The sequence below is a fragment of the Microvirga sp. CF3016 genome (assembly GCF_036314085.1).
In the GTDB taxonomy this organism is placed as follows: domain Bacteria; phylum Pseudomonadota; class Alphaproteobacteria; order Rhizobiales; family Beijerinckiaceae; genus Microvirga.
The window spans coordinates 302563-319697 of record NZ_JAYGGM010000006.1 but is presented as its reverse complement, the minus strand read 5'-3'; the positions used below and the strand labels follow the sequence as shown (position 1 = coordinate 319697).

Below are 17135 nucleotides of genomic sequence, written 5' to 3'. Positions count from 1 at the left end.
CTGGTGAGTTACATCTTTGCCGCTTCGCAGGGTCCGACGCGGCACAGGGGACCAGGGAACTTTTGGCAGGGGCGCTGCCGAGTGCTCGGTCGAACGGCGCCGGATCCCGATCAGCGTGCCCTGGTTCCAAGTGGGGGACTGTCTCAGGTCCTTCCAGCAGCCATGACGGGGTCGGTTTGGCGCTTGCCCGGGTCTCCCGCGGCACGGCGCTCGATCTCGCTCATCAGTTCATCGGCCATCTCCTGTAGGCGCCGGCACTCCGATTCCGGGAACTCGCGGGGCCGGGTGTCGATGACGCACAGGGCACCGATCACCAGACCGGCGGAGGTCCGCAGGGGAGCTCCGGCGTAGAAGCGGATGCCCTTCTCCAGCACGAGCGGGTCGTCCGCGAAACGCGGATCCGTGGTTACGTCCCCGGACACCAGCACCTCGTTCGCCGCGATCACGTATGCGTCGAGGGTTGCGTCGTGATGTCCGTGGACGGCATCGGTCTCACGGGTCTGCCCTGCGGCATCGGGATGGAGCCGATGCCCGTCGTCCATGAAGGACACGAGGGCGATCGGCGCGTCAAATGTCTGCGCGACTTTCCCCACGACCTCGTCGAACTGGCGGCTCTTCGCGGCGGTCAGGCCAAGATCCTGCAGGGCCGCGAGCTGCGCCTGCTCGGAGTCGACGGGAACCGGGGGCGTTCCGCCGGGCGAAGCCGGGCGGCAGAGCCATGCATCAACTTGTTCGGTGCAGGCTTCCAGCGAGGCGAACACCGCATCGGCCGCCATCTGCCTCTTGAGATCCTCCGTCTGCCCTGTTCCGGGCGCCAGGTTCCAGCAGCAGACGACGAGCTTTATATGCGGTGCCCGGCGGCGCAGACGGCGGCAGATGTAGCGGGCATAGACCTGCGGCTGAGGGTGGAGGTAGGAGAGGCACACCACGTCCACGCCCTGCAGGTCGAGCTGCCCCAGGGCTCCTTGGCTGACAGCGATCGGCGGCAGGACCCGTGCGCCGATGTTCCGCTCCTCGAGCACCTGCGCCATCATCTCGGCCGCCGCGCGGTCGAGTTCCGTGCGCCCCGCGAGACAGAGGACGGACGACGGCCGGCTCTGGGCCGACAATGCGCGATCCTCGTCCGTGGCTGTGTCCGCACCGGCCGGGGCGTTGTCCCGGATGTGATCTTCAACCTCCCGCACGACGCGGACCGCCGTGTCGGCCACGAGCCGCCGGTAGTTGGTATCCGTGGTGCTGCGCTGGCGGTCGTTCTCGGCCAGCCGAAGGGCCGGGATGGCCACATTGTCGTAGAATTCGCGCGAGGAGTGCTCGTCGACATAGTCCTCGGCCATCTCGACCGCCTCTTCCAGGTTGCCGGCGAGTAGACGCTGGTAAAGGCGCTCCTCGGGCGCGAGCACCGGATCGCTGCCGAGGAGAACGCCGAGGAATTCGAGCTGCGGCACGTAGCGTCCGATTACGACGAGACAGACCGTCAGGGGTGTCGCGAGAAACAGCCCGACCGGACCCCAGAGGCTGGTCCAGAAGATGGCCGCCATGATGATGGCCAGTGACGACAGGCCGGTGCTGGAGCCGTAGAGCCATGGCTCGATGACGTTGTTGCTGACGAGCTCGGCGACGAGGAACAATCCCACTACCCAGAACAACATGGTCCAGCCAGGATCCACCGCAATGGCGAGGGCGATCGGGAACAGGGCAGCAAGAAATGGCCCGAGATAAGGGACGAACCGCAGCACCGCCGCCAGCAATCCCCACAGCAGGGCATTGGGCACGCCGATGAAGTAAAGGGCAACGCCGATCGGGATGCCGTAGGTCAGGTTGACCACGAGCTGCATCAGCAGATAGCGACTGACCCGGGCAGCCGCGTCGTTGATCGCCTGCGTGCTCTTCTGGAGATCGCCGGCGCCGGCCAGCTTGATGAAGCGGTCGCGCAGGTCTTCCCGCTCGAGCAGCACGAAGATCACGAAGATCACTACGAGGCCGGCGGTGGCGAGGGGTGCGAGCAGCGGACCGACGACGGTTTGGATGATCTCGAGAGGCTTGGCCTGCGGCGCCTCAAGACGGACGGTGACCGGCTCCCGGGCGGGGCTGCCGCCGAGCCTGGACCCGGGTGTCTGCGCCGGCGGGTTTTCAGGCGCCTTGTCTTCGCCCGAAAGCTCCTTGCCGAGATCCTGGATCGTCGTCGTGACCCTGTCCACGACTCCGCCGCCGGGAGCGGACGCCTGCAAGGAGCGGATCTTGTCGGTGATGGTGGTCTGGTAGGTCGGGAGGTTGTCGGCGAGCTGAACGAGCTGGCGCCCGACCACGAAGGCGATGCCTGCGATCAGAATGAACGCGAGGGTGACGGCCACGAGAACCGCCGCGATGCGCGGCAGCCTCCAGCGCCTGAGCCGGTTGACCAGCGGCGTGAGGGCGAAGCTCAGGAGGATGGCCAAGGCGAAAGGAACGAAGATATCCCGGCCGAAATAGAGGCCTGCGATCGCCAGGACGATGCCGCCGGCGGTCAGGATGGGAGATCCTGCAGGCTGTATGGCGGGCTGCGGTGGAGCCGGAGGCGGATCGACCATCTTGCAGTGCCTTCGGTTCAGGTTGGCCGGAGGACAACTCGATGCCGGTGCCTTTGGATCCGATCAGAGGCCCGGGTGGACCGCCATGGTCAGACGCACGGGCTCTGCGAACGTTGCCACAAAGGGTCCAGAATCGACAATGGCCTCGCTCCGGCTGTGATGGATCTGACCTCCAATGGCGCTGCTTATGAGCACAAACTTGCAGCATCCTCATCAGTCAGGCGGATGGGATGGCTCAGGGCCGATTGGGAAACACCCATCTTGGCCGCAGCCCGCGTGAAGCTGCGCTCTCGGGCGACCACCAGGAAGGCAAGCAGATTATTCACGTTGTCGCGCGGCACGCATGGATCCTTCTCTCGTAGGGCACGACGATAATAGGGTGGCCGATGGCCCGAGGACGAGATTTCCGCCTGTCCTGCCACTCTCAGTAATGTTTCGCTTCGTTGTCGGGCGCAGGAGGCTCCGAATGGAGGCCGGCCCAGGTCTGGAAACCGCTCCTGTGCCGGCTCCGATGCTAACCCGGCTCGGTTCGAGAGGTTGACCAGAGAGCTAGCAAACCGGTCCCGCCGGAGGTTGGGCAAGACCATCGCCTACTTGATCTCTCATCAGATTCTCTGTCGTTATGTTTCGGCATTCTCACGGAAATGGCCGCACCCGTCCGGCTGGATCGGACGGCCAAGATATACGTACTCGATTGAATTCAGTCCATCAGATGGCGCGCACTCAAGCCAAGCGCTGTTTGAAGAACGACGTCAGCTTATCGAACGGAATCTTGTCTATTTGGTCATAAAGATCAACATGGTCTGCATTCTGCACAATGATCAGCTCCTTGGGATCGGAAGCCACCTTGTAGACATCTTCAGGGTAGTAGCGTGAGTGAGCGTTTTCTCCTGCCACCAGCAGAACCGGGCGCAGAGAAATCATTTCGATGTTTGCGTACATCGGAAAGCTGAAGAACGATATGGGGAGAAGCCTTTCACGAGCTATTCGCCAAGCTGCGAGCCCCCGCGGCGTCCGACACCAGACGCCGGACGGGTGACGCGTCTGCGCGTTGCTGCTTTCAGGAGCTTGCGGAAGGTTGGACACTCCAGATGCGAGGGAGCGGGACATTCGGCCACGTGCCGCAGGGCATCCCGCAGCATCCGCAGGTCGAGCATCTGACGCTGCAAATCATCCGCCTTGGCGTGCAACTGATCGCGGGGAATGTCGGGCCGGCCGTCCTTCCCGAACATGCCCGCGATCTCGGTGAGGGAGAAGCCTGCCGTCTTCCCGAGTTCGATCAGGGACAGCGTCAAGAGAACGTCGGCATCGAATTGCCGCCGCAGCCCATGCCGGCTGATCGAGCGGATCAAGCCAATCTCCTCGTAGTAGCGTAGCGTCGAAGGCGGCACGCCTGATCGTTCAGAAACCTCCCCGATATCCATCATTCCCATGCTTGACCTCAAGTTGACTTGAAGTCGTACTCTCTCTCGAATCATCAATTCGAGCAAGAGGCGCGCTATGGCCACCACCACAATCCCAAGGCAGACGCAGATCTGGCGAGACCCGCGAGCGATCGCGCTGCTGATGGCGGCATCGCTCACCACCATGGCCAATGCCACGATCAGTCCTGCGCTTCCCGGGCTTGAGCGCCTGTTCGCGGCTGATCCGAACGCCGCGATGCTGGTGCGACTGCTGGTGCCTGCACCCTCACTGAGCGTTGCCGTCTTCGCACCTTTCGTCGGCCTTGTTGCTGACCGATACGGTCGGCGCCGGATGCTTCTTGCCGGGGTCATCCTCTTCGTGCTCGCCGGCTGCGCGGGGCTGTTCCTTCCCGACCTCCCGACCATCTTTGCCAGCCGCTTGGTCCTCGGGATCGCTGTCGCCCTCATCATGACGGCACAGACCGCTCTCATCGGCGATTATTTTACGGGCGACGGCCGGAGCGCGTTGTCAGGTCTTCAGATATCTGCGAGGAACTTCGGAGGCCTCGTGTTCATCTCGCTTGCCGGATGGTTCGCGGCGATCTCGCCGCGCCTGCCGTTCACCATCTATGCGGTTGCCGCGGCCTTCCTGCCGTTGATATGGAAGGTGATCACGGATCCATCACGGACCACGCCCAATCCTGGTGCCAAGTTGGACGACCGCTCCCCGGGGCCCTCCGCATGGGGCGTCCTCTTCGCGTTGCTCGTGCTTCTCCAGGCGGTGACGAACATGATCTTCTTCGTCATGCCGACCCAGTTGTCGTTCTTCTTCGAAGCGGCCGGCTATGACAGCCCGATGATGACCGGTTCCGCGCTCGGGATCCTGATGCTCTCGGGCGGCGGCTTCGCGCTGCTGTACGGGCGGGTCCAGCGGGCCATCGGCTACGGTGGCGTCTTCGCTCTGGGCTATGGTGCGATGGCGAGTGGTTTCGTGTTGCTGGCCCTTGCTGCGACGCCTCTGGCTTGGTTCGTGGCAGCCGCTGCCATCGGCGCGGGCTATGCCTTAGTGTCGCCGAGCTTCGTGACCCTTGCCTTGGGGTTTGCTCCGATCCGGCGAAGGGGGCTGGCTGGTGGTGTCCTGACCGCTTCCGTGTTCATTGGCCAGTTCTGCTCGCCCCTCCTGAGCACACCGTTGGTCGCGGCATACGGTTACGAGGAGCTGTTCCACATCACCTCATCGCTTGCCGCCGTGATGGCCGTTGCGGCGGTCTTGAAGGCCTGCGCGATGAGATTCCAGGCATTGAAAGGCCGGATCTCAACGGTGGAGTGACGTCATATGGCGGAACGAGGACCAGCGCCCGGACGGAATTGTAGGGAATGATGCCTCTTGGCACTCCTGAGACGTAGAGGCTTGGTCCGCTTCGGCAAAGCAGACCTAACGGGTTCCCGAGCCGAAGCGGACCGCATTCGCCATCCCCGGTCGGCGACGAAGGTATTCCCGAAAGGATTGTGCGCACGATGTTCCCAGCCCTGGAAACCCAGTTCCGGAACCCGTCCATTGCCTCGGTGGGACCCAGCGCCGCCTTGCGCGTTACATCCATTCGCAATTGAAGCTGGACGATCAGAATGAACCACGAGCAGCCGGGAGCCGCCTTGGAACACTCCCCGGACCAGCCGAAGACCTCGGTCGATGAGCTGGTCTACCGCCTCCGCCAGCAGGAACTGCTGGCCGCGTTCGGCCGCCTTGCTCTCGAAACGCCGGATTTCAGGAGCCTACTCCAGGAGGCGACCCAGCTCTGCGCTGAAGGCCTGAACACCCGGTTCTGCAAGATCATGGAGTATCTGCCGGACGAGGAGCAGTTCATCGTTCGGGTCGGGGTGGGTTGGAAACCCGGTGTGATCGGGTCCAAGACAGGTGCCGACCTTGATAGTCCCACCGGCAATGCCTTCCAGACGGGCAAGTCCGTCATCTCCAGCCACCTGGAGCACGAGGGGCGCTTCCGCACGCCGCAGATCCTGATGGAGCACGGGATCAGGCGAGCGATCAACGTCCCGATCATCACCCCGAGAAGCCGCTATGGCATCCTGGAAGTGGACAGTCCGGTCGAGAGCCGGTTCACCGAGGCCGATATCGCTTTTATGCAGGGCTTCGCTAACCTGCTCGGGGTCGCGCTGGAGCGGCGCACGGGCGAGGCTGCGCTGCACGAAACCGAGGAGCGCTACCGGCTTGCGGCCAGGGCTACCAACGACGTGATCTGGGATTGGGATCTCCGCGCTGACCGCATCCTGTGGAACGAGGCCGTCACCAAGCTCTTCGGCTATGCAAAGACCGAGACGGACGGCTCCTGGTGGAAGGACCACATTCATCCCAGCGACAGTGAGCGGGTGATCGAAAGCATGCAGTCGGCCATTGCCAGCGCTCACGAGACCTGGAGCGCGGAGTACCGCTTCCTGCGAGCGGATGGCTCGGAGGCCTACGTCTTCGACCGTGGTTTCGTCATCCGCGACGACCAAGGACGTGTGATCCGGATGATCGGCTCCATGCTCGACCTGACCGAGCGTCGGCAGGCCGAGGCGCGGCTCGCCGGCATTTTCGCGCAGGCCTCCGTCGGCCTGTCCGAGGTCAGCCTCGACGGGCGCGCGCTTCAGGTGAACGATGAGCTCTGTCGCATGCTTGGACGCTCCCGGGAGGAGTTGCTGGGTCTCGGGATCACCGACGTCACCCACCCGGACGACCTTCCCGCGACCCTCACGGCCGTGACACGGGTGCTGGAGACGGGTGAGCCCGCCTCGATCGACAAGCGCTACCTGCGCCCGGACGGTGCCGTCGTCTGGGCCAACAGCCGTGTCACCCGCCTTGACGGCACGCAGGGAGAGCCCACCCGCCTCCTCGTGGTCACGATCGATCTCACCGCGCGGAGGCAGGCCGAGGCCGATCTGCGCGAGAGCGAGGCCCGGTTCCAAGCTATAGCCAACTCCATCGACCAGATGGTCTGGTCGACGCGGCCGGACGGCTATCACGACTTCTTCAACCAGCGTTGGTACGACTACACGGGCGTGCCGCAGGGCTCGACCGATGGCAGTGCCTGGGCGGGCATCTTCCATCCGGACGATCAGGAGCGCGCGTGGGGCACGTGGCGGCACTGCCTTGCCACGGGCGAACCCTACCACATCGAATACCGGCTGCGGCATCGCTCCGGCCAGTACCGCTGGGTGCTCGGCCGGGCACAGCCGGTCCGGGACGAGGCGGGCCGGATCACCCGCTGGTTCGGCACCTGCACGGACATCCAGGAGATCGTCGAGGCCCGCGAGGTCCTCACCCGCTCCCGCGAGGAACTGGAACGGGAGATCGCCGAGCGCACCGAGGAGCGCGACCGGATCTGGCAGAACTCGAACGAGCTCATGGGCGTGTTCGGCTTCGATGGCGGCCGCCGGGCGATCAACCCCTCCTGGTCACGGGTGCTGGGCTATGACGAGGAGTGGCTGCTCAACACCCCTATGATGGAGATCACCCACCCGGACGACCGCCCAAGGCTGGCCGTCGCCATCGAGGGACTGGCCCGGGGCGAGCGTCTCGTGGACTTCGAGGACCGCCTCCGGCACGTGGACGGCAGCTACCGCACGATCTCATGGACGGGCGTTCCCGGCGACGGTGTGTTCTACGGCATCGGCCGGGACGTGACGGAGCACCGGCGGGCCGAGGAGGCGCTGCGGCAGGCACAGAAGATGGAGGCGGTCGGGCAGCTCACCGGCGGCGTGGCCCACGACTTCAACAACCTGCTTACCATCGTGCGCTCGTCGGTCGACTTCCTGCGCCGCCCCAACCTACCTGAGGAGCGGCGGATCCGGTACATCGACGCCATCTCCGACACCGTTGACCGCGCCGCCAAGCTCACGGGCCAGTTGCTGGCCTTCGCCCGAAGGCAGGCGCTCAAGCCGGAGGTGTTCGAAGTGCCAGAACGCATCCGGGCGATCAGCGACATGTTGCATACCATCGTGGGAAGCCGGATCCGGATCGTCACCAACATCGCCTGCGAGCGCTGCTTCGTCGAGGCGGACGTCACCCAATTCGAGACGGCCCTCGTGAACATGGCGGTGAACGCCCGCGATGCCATGAATGGCGAGGGTACCTTGAGAGTGCACGTGGAATCCCTTTCCAGAATGCCGTCGCTTCGGGGGCATGCGGGCGGACGTGGCAGGTTCGTGGCCGTGTCAATCAGCGACACCGGGTCAGGCATTCCGCCCGACAGGCTGAGCCACATCTTTGAGCCGTTCTTCACCACCAAGGAAGTCGGCAAGGGTACGGGCCTTGGCCTCAGCCAAGTCTACGGTTTCGCCAAGCAGTCCGGCGGTGACGTTGCGGTCGAAAGCACGGTCGGACAGGGCACGACCTTCACGCTCTACCTGCCGAGGACCGAAAGAGGCATTGCGGCGGACGCCGAAGACAGCGGACGCGGGACCGACCCGAATGAGGAGGGGCGAGGATGCCGAGTGTTGGTGGTCGAGGACAATCTCGAGGTCGGCCGGTTCTCGACGCAGCTCTTGCAGGATCTCGGCTACGAGACCACCTGGGCGGCAAACGCCAGCGAGGCTCTCACGTTGCTCGAGGAGGATGCCAGCCGGTTCGACGTGGTGTTCTCCGACGTGGTGATGCCGGGGATGAGCGGTGTCGAGCTGGGCCGGGAGATACGACAGCGCTACCCGAGGCTTCCGGTGGTGTTGACCTCTGGCTACAGCCATGTCCTGGCCGAAGAGGGGCGGCACGGATTCGAGCTGTTGCACAAGCCCTACGCTGTCGAGGACGTGTCACGGGTGCTGCGCCGGATGACGCGAGGGCCTGTTCCGTCCCATAGCCCCGGGAGCGGCACGGGCGACAGGAGCTAAATCAAGAGAAGATGACCTGACGCAATCGCGGGCGCGGCATCCCGTCCATCGTCGCGACGGGTTACGGCAGCGGCGGGCTCAAAGAAGCCTATTCCGCCCGGCCGACCCTGCAATAGACGTTCGACACGCTGGACCGGGGCAGCATGCCCCGCGCCAAGCCCGACCGGATGTGACGGGCCGGGCCGATCTCAAGCGCAGGGCAGGAGTGGAAACCAAGGATGTCGCTGTGCGTTGTCCAACCGTGGCAGTTTGCGTGTGAGGTCGTGCGTATGCGTCGGTTCCTGCGGGACAACGGATTGTCGGTTACGTTGTTTGCTCTGTTCCTGATCTCCCTCGTGGGACAGGCGCTCACCGGATGGAGGGCGCAGGTCGAGGAACTCCGCCTGCACGAGCTGCCCGCCATCGGCTTTACAGACTACTTGGCCAGCGGCCATTTCATCTCGGCTGTGTTCGAGAATTGGGAAAGCGAGTTCCTCCAGATGGCGGCCTACGTGCTGCTGACCGTCTTCCTGTTCCAGAAGGGCTCGTCGGAGTCCAAGAAGCCCGATGAGGCCAATCCAGAGGAAGAGGCCCCGGAACGGCACAGTGGCAATCCCGACGCGCCTTGGCCAGTGCATCGCGGCGGGCTGCTGCTGAAGCTCTACTCGCACTCCCTCAGCATTGCCCTGGTCACGCTGTTTCTCGCCTCCTTCTGGCTGCATCTGGCAGGCAGCACGCGCCGGATGAACGAGGAGGCCCTTCAGCACCGGCAGCCGCCGCAGACCATGGTCGACACCCTCGGCGATCCGGAGTTCTGGTACGAGAGCTTTCAGAACTGGCAGAGCGAGTTCCTGTCCATCGGGGTGCTGCTGGTGCTGGGCATCTACCTGCGGGAACGGGGATCGCCGGAGTCGAAGCCCGTGGCCGCTCCCCACGCCGCCACCGGTCACTGACCGGGGACCTTGTCCGAGAAGGCATCGGTCCCGTGAGTCGAACGGCACTGGAGGGACTGATCAATCCTGGATGGGGCCGAGAAGACGTCTGATCAACTGGACAAGGGTTTCCGGATGGACGGGCTTGCCGATGAACAGTGCCCCTTCCGGCAAGTCGCCTGGCTTGGGCGCGGCCCGGCCTGAGGCGATCAGGACCCCGATCTCCTGACGATCGGTCCGCACCCTACGGGCGAGCTCGAAGCCGTTGATGCTGCCCCGTGGCATCTCCACATCGGTGATGACGGCATCGATGCCGGAAACGGCACTCAGGACCCGCAGGGCCTCATCGGCGTGAACGGCTTCGATGACCTTGAAGCCGGCATCCTCTAAGACATCGACCAGGGTCATGCGAACGAGGGCCTCGTCCTCTACAACAAGAAGAAGTGGGCGCGTGCTAGGCGTCGGCTCTGGCATACCCGATGAAACAGGGATCAGCGGCCTTCGTTCCCATGGTCGAGATTTCATGCGCCGCGCACGGAAAGATGCAGCGCAACCGTGACGAGGATTGGGTGTACCGCTTTCGGTGTCGCCGTCAACGCCGATCCGTAAGCGGATGGGCTGTGTCTCCTGAAGCCGTCCAGGTTCCGTGAAGTCGGTTTCCCACGGCTGCCCCCGCGGGCGCTTCGCCTGCCGCAGGCGGAATGTCGTATGAAGGACCGCCCTGTCTGCAGGAACTTACCTCGTAGGGCTGCGTCGAGGCACGTTCGCTCCGTGCAATGGGGCAAGCATTCGGTAATGCCTGTGGAGGAAAACGCAGCCCGCGCCGTCCCGCCAAGATCGTGCGCCAAGCTTCGACGAATGGGCAGAGTCGACGTTGAGATCCTTTCCGGGCGCTCTAGATTTTATGAGCCCATACCATCGTTTCGCTCTCCTTGCATCTAATGGCAATCCATTCGCCTTTGAGGAATACCTCTATCGATTGCCCATGATCCTAATCCGTAACACGCAAAGACTTGTTCAGGAGAGCCGCTGCTGTTGGTCCGCTCGGCTTGATCTGTCTCGGCATGCTCGGCTAGGCCCTACCCAAGCTGTCATCGAGGATCCAGATGGATACTAGCAAGAGCGGCCTGAGTCCCAGCGCCACTTACCCCTTCCTGGATAGCGACAGCGAGATGGGCGCGCGCATGCGGGCGCATGACTGGAGCAGGTCGCCGCTGGGTCTGCCGGACACCTGGCCACGGACACTGCGCACCCTCGTGCGCCTGATGCTCAACGCCAAGCAGCCGATGTTCATTGCCTGGGGGCCGGATCTCGCCTTCCTCTACAACGACGATTATGTTCCGATCTTCGGCGCCAAGCATCCGGGTGCCCTCGGCCGCCCCTTTGCTGAGGTTTGGCCCGACATCTGGGAGCAGATCAAACCGCTCGTGGACCAGACCCTTGCCGGCCAGGCGAGCTGGCACGAGGATCTGCTGATCCCGATGGAGCGTCATGGCTACCGAGAGGAGGCTTGGTTCAGCTTCTCCTACAACCCGGTCTGGGACGACGACGGCAGGATTGCCGGCATGTTCTGCGCCGCAACGGAGACGACCGGCAAGGTTCTCGGCCAGCAAGCCCTGCGCCGGAGCGAGGAACGGGCCCGGGGCGTGCTCGATGGCATGGACGAGGCCTTCGTGCTCCTCGACCGGGAGTTCCGCATCCTTCGGATCAACCCAGCGGGTTTGCGGCTGGACACGCGGGCCGAGGCCGAGATCGTCGGGCGCACGCACTGGGAAGTCTGGCCGAACACGGAGAACTCTCCGCTGGGCAAGCTGTACAGGAAGGCCATGGCGGAGCGCGTACCCGTCAGGTTTGAGAACAGGTACACATGGCCTGACGGGCGGGAGGCCTGGACCGAGATCCGGGCCTATCCAGCTCCTGATGGCTTAGCGGTCTTCTACCGCGATATCTCCGAGCGCAAGCACGCGGAGGCCAAGCTTCACGAGGCGGAGGACCACTACCGCCATACGGTCGAACTGAACCCACAGGTCAGTTGGACGGCCCTCCCCAACGGTCAGCTCGATCGGGTCGCCGGTCGCTGGCAAGACTGGACCGGCACCACGGGACTGGGCGAGACCTGGGCACAGGCCCTGCACCCGGACGATTTGGAGCCATCCGTGAAAGCGTGGGCCCACTCCGTTGCGACGGGGGAGCCTTACGACATCGAGCACCGCGTCAGGATGCGCACCGGCGAGTACCGCTGGATGCACTCGCGCGCCTCTCCACGGCGCGGGGAGGATGGGCAAATCGTCAAGTGGTACGGCACCACGGAGGACATCTCGGAGCGGCGCGCCAGCCAGGACGCCCTGCTGGAGGAGACCCGCGCCCTGGAGATCCTCAACACGGCCCTCGCGGCTGCCGCATCCGAACTCGACCTGGATCGGCTGGTGCAAAAGGTGACGGATGCGGGTGTCGAGCTCACTGGGGCCCAGTTCGGCGCTTTCTTCTACAACGTGGAGAATCAGGCGGGCGAGAGCTACATGCTCTATGCGATTTCCGGCGTTCCGCGCGAGGCCTTCTCGAAATTCCCGATGCCGCGCAACACGCATGTCTTCGCTCCCACGTTCAACGGCAAGCGAATCGTCCGGTCGGACGACATTACTAAGGATCCGGCTTACGGACACTCGGAGCCCCACCGGGGCATGCCCCCGGGCCACTTGCCGGTCCGCAGCTATCTGGCCGTTCCGGTGACATCGCGTTCGGGCGAGGTGATCGGCGGCCTGTTCTTCGGACATGCGCAGCCCGGCATGTTCCACGAGCGCTCCGAACGATTGATCGTCGGACTGGCGGCGGGGGCGGCGGTGGCCATCGACAACGCCCGCCTGTTCCAGAAAGCGCAGCGGGAGATCGAGGAGCGCCGGCGTGCGGAGGAGGCGCTGCGGCGTCTGAACGAAACCTTGGAAGCCGAAGTGGAGGAGCGGACCCGGGAGAGGGACCAGATCTGGCAGCTGAGCACCGACCTGATGGATGTGTGTCGGGCGGACGGAACCCTGTTGGCGATCAACCCAGCTTGGACCACAATGCTCGGCTGGTCGGAGGCGGAACTTCTGGCCAGCAACTTCCTGGGTCTGATCCATCCGGACGACGTCGAGAGTACGCTCGCAGAACTTGCACGCCTTGACCAGGGAATACAGACGTTCCGGTTCGAGAATCGCTTCCGGACCAAGGATGGCAGCTACCGGCTGATCTCCTGGACGGCTGTGCCGAAGGAGGAATTGTTCTACGCCATCGGTCGCGACATCACGGCGGAGCGAGCTGCGGCCGAAACATTGCGGGAGACGGAAGAGGCTCTGCGACAATCCCAGAAGATGGAGGCCGTGGGCCAGCTCACCGGCGGCATCGCCCACGACTTCAACAATCTTCTGACCGGGGTGATCGGCTCACTGGATATGCTCCGCACGCGCATTGCGCAGGGACGGACCGACACCGCCGATCGCTACATTACCGCGGCTACGACCTCGGCGAACCGCGCAGCAGCGCTGACCCATCGGCTGCTTGCCTTCGCACGCCGCCAACCGCTCGATCCGAGTCCCGTGCAGGCTAACGCTCTCGTCGCCTCCCTGGAGGACCTGTTCCGGCGCACGGTAGGCGAGACGGTGACTCTGGAGGTGGTTCTGGCGGGCGGTCTCTGGCCGACGCTGTGCGATCCCAACCAGCTGGAGAGCGCACTTCTCAACCTGGTGATCAACGCTCGCGATGCTATGCCGGACGGCGGCAAGCTGACGATCGAGACCTGCAACGCCCATCTCGACGATGCATATGTTGCCGCTCAACGGGACGTGAAGCCAGGCCAATATGTCTGCATCTGCGTAACGGATACGGGAACCGGCATGCCGCAGGACGTGATCGCCCGAGCCTTCGATCCGTTCTTCACGACCAAGCCCATCGGGCAGGGCACCGGCCTTGGTTTGTCCATGGTCTATGGATTTGCACGGCAGTCGGAGGGGCACGCCAAGATCTACAGCGAAGTCGGGCAGGGAACCACGATCAAGATCTACCTGCCGCGCTATCGCGGTGAAACGGAAGCGGAGATCGAATCGGCGACCCTGGCCGAGGCGCCGAGGGCCGAGACCGGCGAGACGGTTCTGGTGGTCGAGGACGAGCCGGTGGTGCGCAGCCTGATTATCGAGGTGCTGGAGGATCTAGGCTACCGGACCTTGGAGGCGTCCGACGGACCGGAGGGGCTCAAGATCCTGCAATCCAGGCGGCGCATCGATCTCCTGATCACGGATGTCGGCCTGCCGGGTCTGAATGGGCGCCAGCTCGCCGATGCCGCCCGCGAGGCGCGCGCCGGCCTCAAGATCCTCTTTATCACTGGCTATGCTGAGAACGCGACCTTGGCAGCAGGCTTCCTGGAGCCGGGAATGCAGATGATCACGAAGCCTTTCGCTGTGGATGCCCTGGCGCAGAAGATCCGGTCGATCATCAAAAGCGATGACGCTGGCGCTTGAGGTATTCTGATCTTGGGCTCAACCCGTCATGGGTTCAGCAGCGCTCGCGTCCTTCCGATCCGGCTGGTGCTGACGGCAGCTTTCGCCCGCGAGCTGCATGCGCGAGCCACGGATCTTCAGGACGAGGATAACGGAGCTGAGTACCAAGCCGAGAGCACTGAAGATCAGCACGGGCAGGCTCCCGAGCGCAAAGCCATAGATTGTCCACAGCAACAGCCCGAAGGTGCGCACCGCGAACATGCGCAAGGAGATGGCCGTGACATCGCTGGTCCGGCAGCATTTCACAACTTGAGGCACAAAGCTGTAGAGACCAATACAGCCCGCGGCGGATCCGGTCAGGGTTGAGAGAGATACGTCCATCGTTCAGCGCGCTCCCGCTGCTTTGAGGCTCCGGAGCTTCAGAACCAGGATGATGCCAGCGAAGACCACGTTGAGGACGTTGAACAGGATAACGGGCATGCTTGCGATCATCAGCCCGTGCACGATCCATAGGCCATAGGCAATCAGCGAAGCCACGTACATGCGCTTCGAGATGGCTTCGACGTTACTCTCGCGCCAAGCTTTGATCACCTGCGGCACGAAGCTGAGGCTGGTGCACAGCCCCGCCGCCAAGCCCAATGCCGTCAGCCACCACGTCTGCATAGTCCGCTCTCCCGTCGCGCGAACGTCATGAACACCGCGGGGGTGGCAAGGTTCCCGGGACAGGCGGTCGTGCCGCACCATTCCCCTTTTCTGTATCCAGGTAGCGGCAGTGCCTCATGGGCCTTTCAGATGTGCAGAGACGAGGAACCCCGTTCGGGCAATGGAACGGGGCCCAGTCTACGGAAGCTGGTCAAGGAGATCTGCGAGAGCGCAGGTTGCCTCCGCAGGAGATCAACCGCACATCCTCATCAGCGTTCCTCCACAGGAGCGTCGGGTCGGACGGGCGACACGGAGCTTGGTAATCGGATGGACGAGAGCTTTTCACCTGTGATCTTCATTTATGGCTTCGCCTTCATCCTGGGTGTGGGCAAGGCCTGCACCCTGCTGATTTGGCGCACCCTCCCGAGACCAAGGCCAGGGTTGCAGCACGAGGTAAGGGAGGCTTGGCATCGCTGGACTCAGCGAGTTTCGCCGGAGAAGACGCGAGAGCTTCCGCCTGGTGGCTCGGACAATCACCCACCGATCCTGCCACCGACATCTCAGGACGGATTATCCCGGCCCTGAGCTGCGGGGCTGACCTCAACGACCTGTCGTTCCGGTGGAAGGCTGCCTACTTGCGCGTGTCGTTGTCGAATACCTTGGGGTGGCTTGTGGACGTCCCAGACGGAGCAGAGGAGCCAAGTGTCGTGCTTGCAGCTGTGCTCCGCGACCGTCCGCGCATGAAGTACCAGATCAAGGCGGCAAGAATCGCCAGGCCAAGGATGATCCAAAGCCACGAGGCGCCGCCGTCATCAGCAGGTGCGGGGGCGGCAGGAGAGCCGGGCGTGGCAGGCGAGGTGGCCTGGGCAAGTGCCTCATTCACCGCAGCGAGCGTCACGAAGGTGGAAGCGTATAGCCTGTTGAGCATCATGTGTTCCTTCCGCCGATAAAGGCTGCGGATCAACGTGGGCCACAACCCCACGTTCCGCTCACAGGGGCCGGAATGCGCCGGCCTTGGGAGATCTCGTTGCCCACGCCACGCTCCCGTTGCTGCCTTGCAGTGATCCAACAGTGCCTTGGTTTCCTCCGCCAGTGTTGAGCTCGCCAAAACCGTGTTGTCATGAAGGGCGTGTGTTTCCGGTCTTAGTCGTTGTGGTGCTTCGCGGCGTGCGCTCCGTCTCGACGGCGGTGTTCGTTCCTCCACTGTGGACCACAGGTTCGGTTGCAGCGGAGCGGCTCATGCCCAGCCGGGCCGTGATGGTGGGCTCCACTGTACCCATGCGCCCGCCGAACCACGCCGCCACAGCTCCCAAGATCAGGCCGAGAGCAGCCAGCAGTGCACCTGTGGAGACAGCCCTTGAGGCGGCATCGGCAGCCTCGGTGGCCCGCTGCCTGGCTTGGTCGAGGGACTGGCGGTACTGCTGTTCGTATTGCTGCACCTGGATGCGGGCCTGATCGACCGGGATGTTCTGTGCCCGGGCGAGAGCCTCGGCGGCGCGGTTGCGGGCGTCCGCCGCCTGCTGCTCGTTGCCGGTCAGGGCCGCGCGAACCGAAGCAATGGCTGCATCGCGCACAGCCGCAGGATCGTTACCGCCGGTGGCGCCACGGATCTGTTGCTCGATTGAGGAGAAGGGATCCGCGGCTCCGGCGAGGCTGGGAGCGGCGGCTTGCGCGGCGGTCTGCGCTGTGGAGCCAACAGCCTGAGTGACGTTGCCCAAGGCGCTGGTCACCGTGCGATAGGCGCCGCCCACAAGGCCGCCCACGGTTGTGGTCAGCAGATAGAAGATCACCAGCGTGGCAAGCGCCCAGGCGGTAAGACCATGCCAGCTTGCGGTCGACTCCTTCGGCTTGCCGGCCAGCCGACCTGCAGCGTAGCCGCCCGCGAGCGAGGCCAGCACGCCGGCGACCACGAACCAGATGCCTGCCCCGATGGAGAAGCTGGAGGCGGATGGATTGCCGTCCGCACCAGCGGCGGGATCCAGGGTGGCGGCTCCAATGCCGATGCCGAGCAGGTTGAGGATGAGCTGGGTGACGAGCATGACCACCACGCCAGCGAACACTGCGCCCCAGGTGACCTTGTTCAGCATGATGGTGCGGGCGTCCTCGGCCGGGGTGACCGGGCTCATGTGAGGGGCGTCACTGTCGCCGCGGTTGCGTGGGGTGTCGGGATGATGGGCGTCGGTCATGGCGGACCTCCTGTTCGCGGGCCAACCCCCGGGTATGGAAATGGTTCAGTGAAAACCGACGGAATTCCTTGCA

General features: G+C 64.1%; 12 protein-coding genes and 1 pseudogene. 4 read left to right on the top strand and 9 right to left on the bottom strand.

Annotated features, from left to right (window positions below; all coding sequences use genetic code 11):
• Positions 1–143: 143 nt before the first annotated feature.
• From VB672_RS11630 to VB672_RS11615, 4 genes and pseudogenes are all read right to left on the bottom strand, one after another.
• Positions 144–2567, bottom strand: coding sequence for an AI-2E family transporter (locus VB672_RS11630; RefSeq protein WP_329784349.1), 2424 nt, complete (start codon positions 2565–2567; stop codon positions 144–146).
• 209 nt (positions 2568–2776) lie between these two features.
• A pseudogene (locus tag VB672_RS11625) lies at positions 2777–2908 on the bottom strand (helix-turn-helix domain-containing protein); the annotation flags it as partial.
• A gap of 382 nt (positions 2909–3290) precedes the next feature.
• Positions 3291–3509 carry an alpha/beta hydrolase gene (locus VB672_RS11620; RefSeq protein ID WP_329784348.1) on the bottom strand — a complete coding sequence of 73 codons (219 nt, stop codon included), beginning with the start codon at positions 3507–3509 and terminating at the stop codon, positions 3291–3293.
• Between the two features lie 41 nt (positions 3510–3550).
• Positions 3551–4000: a helix-turn-helix domain-containing protein gene (locus tag VB672_RS11615; protein ID WP_329784384.1), complete on the bottom strand. Its 450-nt coding sequence runs from the start codon at positions 3998–4000 to the stop codon at positions 3551–3553.
• Between the two features lie 67 nt (positions 4001–4067).
• Between VB672_RS11615 and VB672_RS11610 the strand changes: the two genes are divergently transcribed.
• From VB672_RS11610 to VB672_RS11600, 3 genes are all read left to right on the top strand, one after another.
• The gene (locus VB672_RS11610; protein WP_329784347.1) at positions 4068–5300 is read left to right on the top strand and encodes an MFS transporter; all 1233 of its coding nucleotides are present in this window, start codon (positions 4068–4070) and stop codon (positions 5298–5300) included.
• 296 nt (positions 5301–5596) lie between these two features.
• A complete protein-coding gene (locus VB672_RS11605; protein WP_329784346.1) occupies positions 5597–8854 on the top strand; it encodes a PAS domain-containing protein in 3258 nt (1085 codons plus the stop codon).
• Between the two features lie 269 nt (positions 8855–9123).
• The gene (locus VB672_RS11600; RefSeq protein WP_329784345.1) at positions 9124–9786 is read left to right on the top strand and encodes a DUF6766 family protein; all 663 of its coding nucleotides are present in this window, start codon (positions 9124–9126) and stop codon (positions 9784–9786) included.
• Between the two features lie 60 nt (positions 9787–9846).
• On the opposite strand, the gene VB672_RS11595 is transcribed toward VB672_RS11600, so the two are convergent.
• On the bottom strand, positions 9847–10239 hold the full coding sequence (locus VB672_RS11595) for a response regulator (RefSeq protein ID WP_329784344.1): 393 nt from the start codon (positions 10237–10239) through the stop codon (positions 9847–9849).
• Between the two features lie 632 nt (positions 10240–10871).
• Between VB672_RS11595 and VB672_RS11590 the strand changes: the two genes are divergently transcribed.
• Positions 10872–14255 carry a PAS domain S-box protein gene (locus tag VB672_RS11590; RefSeq protein ID WP_329784343.1) on the top strand — a complete coding sequence of 1128 codons (3384 nt, stop codon included), beginning with the start codon at positions 10872–10874 and terminating at the stop codon, positions 14253–14255.
• Positions 14256–14273: 18 nt separating this feature from the next.
• On the opposite strand, the gene VB672_RS11585 is transcribed toward VB672_RS11590, so the two are convergent.
• The 4 genes from VB672_RS11585 to VB672_RS11570 form a co-directional block, all read right to left on the bottom strand.
• Positions 14274–14615 (bottom strand): SemiSWEET family sugar transporter, encoded by a 342-nt coding sequence (locus tag VB672_RS11585; protein ID WP_329784342.1) that lies wholly within the window; start codon positions 14613–14615, stop codon positions 14274–14276.
• Positions 14616–14618: 3 nt separating this feature from the next.
• Positions 14619–14897, bottom strand: a complete 279-nt coding sequence (locus tag VB672_RS11580; protein ID WP_329784341.1) for a SemiSWEET family sugar transporter — start codon at positions 14895–14897, stop codon at positions 14619–14621.
• Between the two features lie 610 nt (positions 14898–15507).
• A complete protein-coding gene (locus VB672_RS11575; RefSeq protein ID WP_329784340.1) occupies positions 15508–15807 on the bottom strand; it encodes a hypothetical protein in 300 nt (99 codons plus the stop codon).
• Between the two features lie 187 nt (positions 15808–15994).
• Positions 15995–17062 (bottom strand): PhnA-like protein, encoded by a 1068-nt coding sequence (locus tag VB672_RS11570; protein ID WP_442931995.1) that lies wholly within the window; start codon positions 17060–17062, stop codon positions 15995–15997.
• Positions 17063–17135 lie beyond the last annotated feature (73 nt).

What these genes read in the sequence shown, in the direction of transcription:
- VB672_RS11630 (WP_329784349.1), bottom strand. Translation starts at nt 2,567, where the DNA reads ATGGTCGATCCGCCTCCGGCTCCACCGCAGCCCGCCATACAGCCTGCA.
- VB672_RS11620 (WP_329784348.1), bottom strand. Translation starts at nt 3,509, where the DNA reads ATGTACGCAAACATCGAAATGATTTCTCTGCGCCCGGTTCTGCTGGTG.
- VB672_RS11615 (WP_329784384.1), bottom strand. Translation starts at nt 4,000, where the DNA reads ATGGGAATGATGGATATCGGGGAGGTTTCTGAACGATCAGGCGTGCCG.
- VB672_RS11610 (WP_329784347.1), top strand. Translation starts at nt 4,068, where the DNA reads ATGGCCACCACCACAATCCCAAGGCAGACGCAGATCTGGCGAGACCCG.
- VB672_RS11605 (WP_329784346.1), top strand. Translation starts at nt 5,597, where the DNA reads ATGAACCACGAGCAGCCGGGAGCCGCCTTGGAACACTCCCCGGACCAG.
- VB672_RS11600 (WP_329784345.1), top strand. Translation starts at nt 9,124, where the DNA reads ATGCGTCGGTTCCTGCGGGACAACGGATTGTCGGTTACGTTGTTTGCT.
- VB672_RS11595 (WP_329784344.1), bottom strand. Translation starts at nt 10,239, where the DNA reads ATGCCAGAGCCGACGCCTAGCACGCGCCCACTTCTTCTTGTTGTAGAG.
- VB672_RS11590 (WP_329784343.1), top strand. Translation starts at nt 10,872, where the DNA reads ATGGATACTAGCAAGAGCGGCCTGAGTCCCAGCGCCACTTACCCCTTC.
- VB672_RS11585 (WP_329784342.1), bottom strand. Translation starts at nt 14,615, where the DNA reads ATGGACGTATCTCTCTCAACCCTGACCGGATCCGCCGCGGGCTGTATT.
- VB672_RS11580 (WP_329784341.1), bottom strand. Translation starts at nt 14,897, where the DNA reads ATGCAGACGTGGTGGCTGACGGCATTGGGCTTGGCGGCGGGGCTGTGC.
- VB672_RS11575 (WP_329784340.1), bottom strand. Translation starts at nt 15,807, where the DNA reads ATGATGCTCAACAGGCTATACGCTTCCACCTTCGTGACGCTCGCTGCG.
- VB672_RS11570 (WP_442931995.1), bottom strand. Translation starts at nt 17,062, where the DNA reads ATGACCGACGCCCATCATCCCGACACCCCACGCAACCGCGGCGACAGT.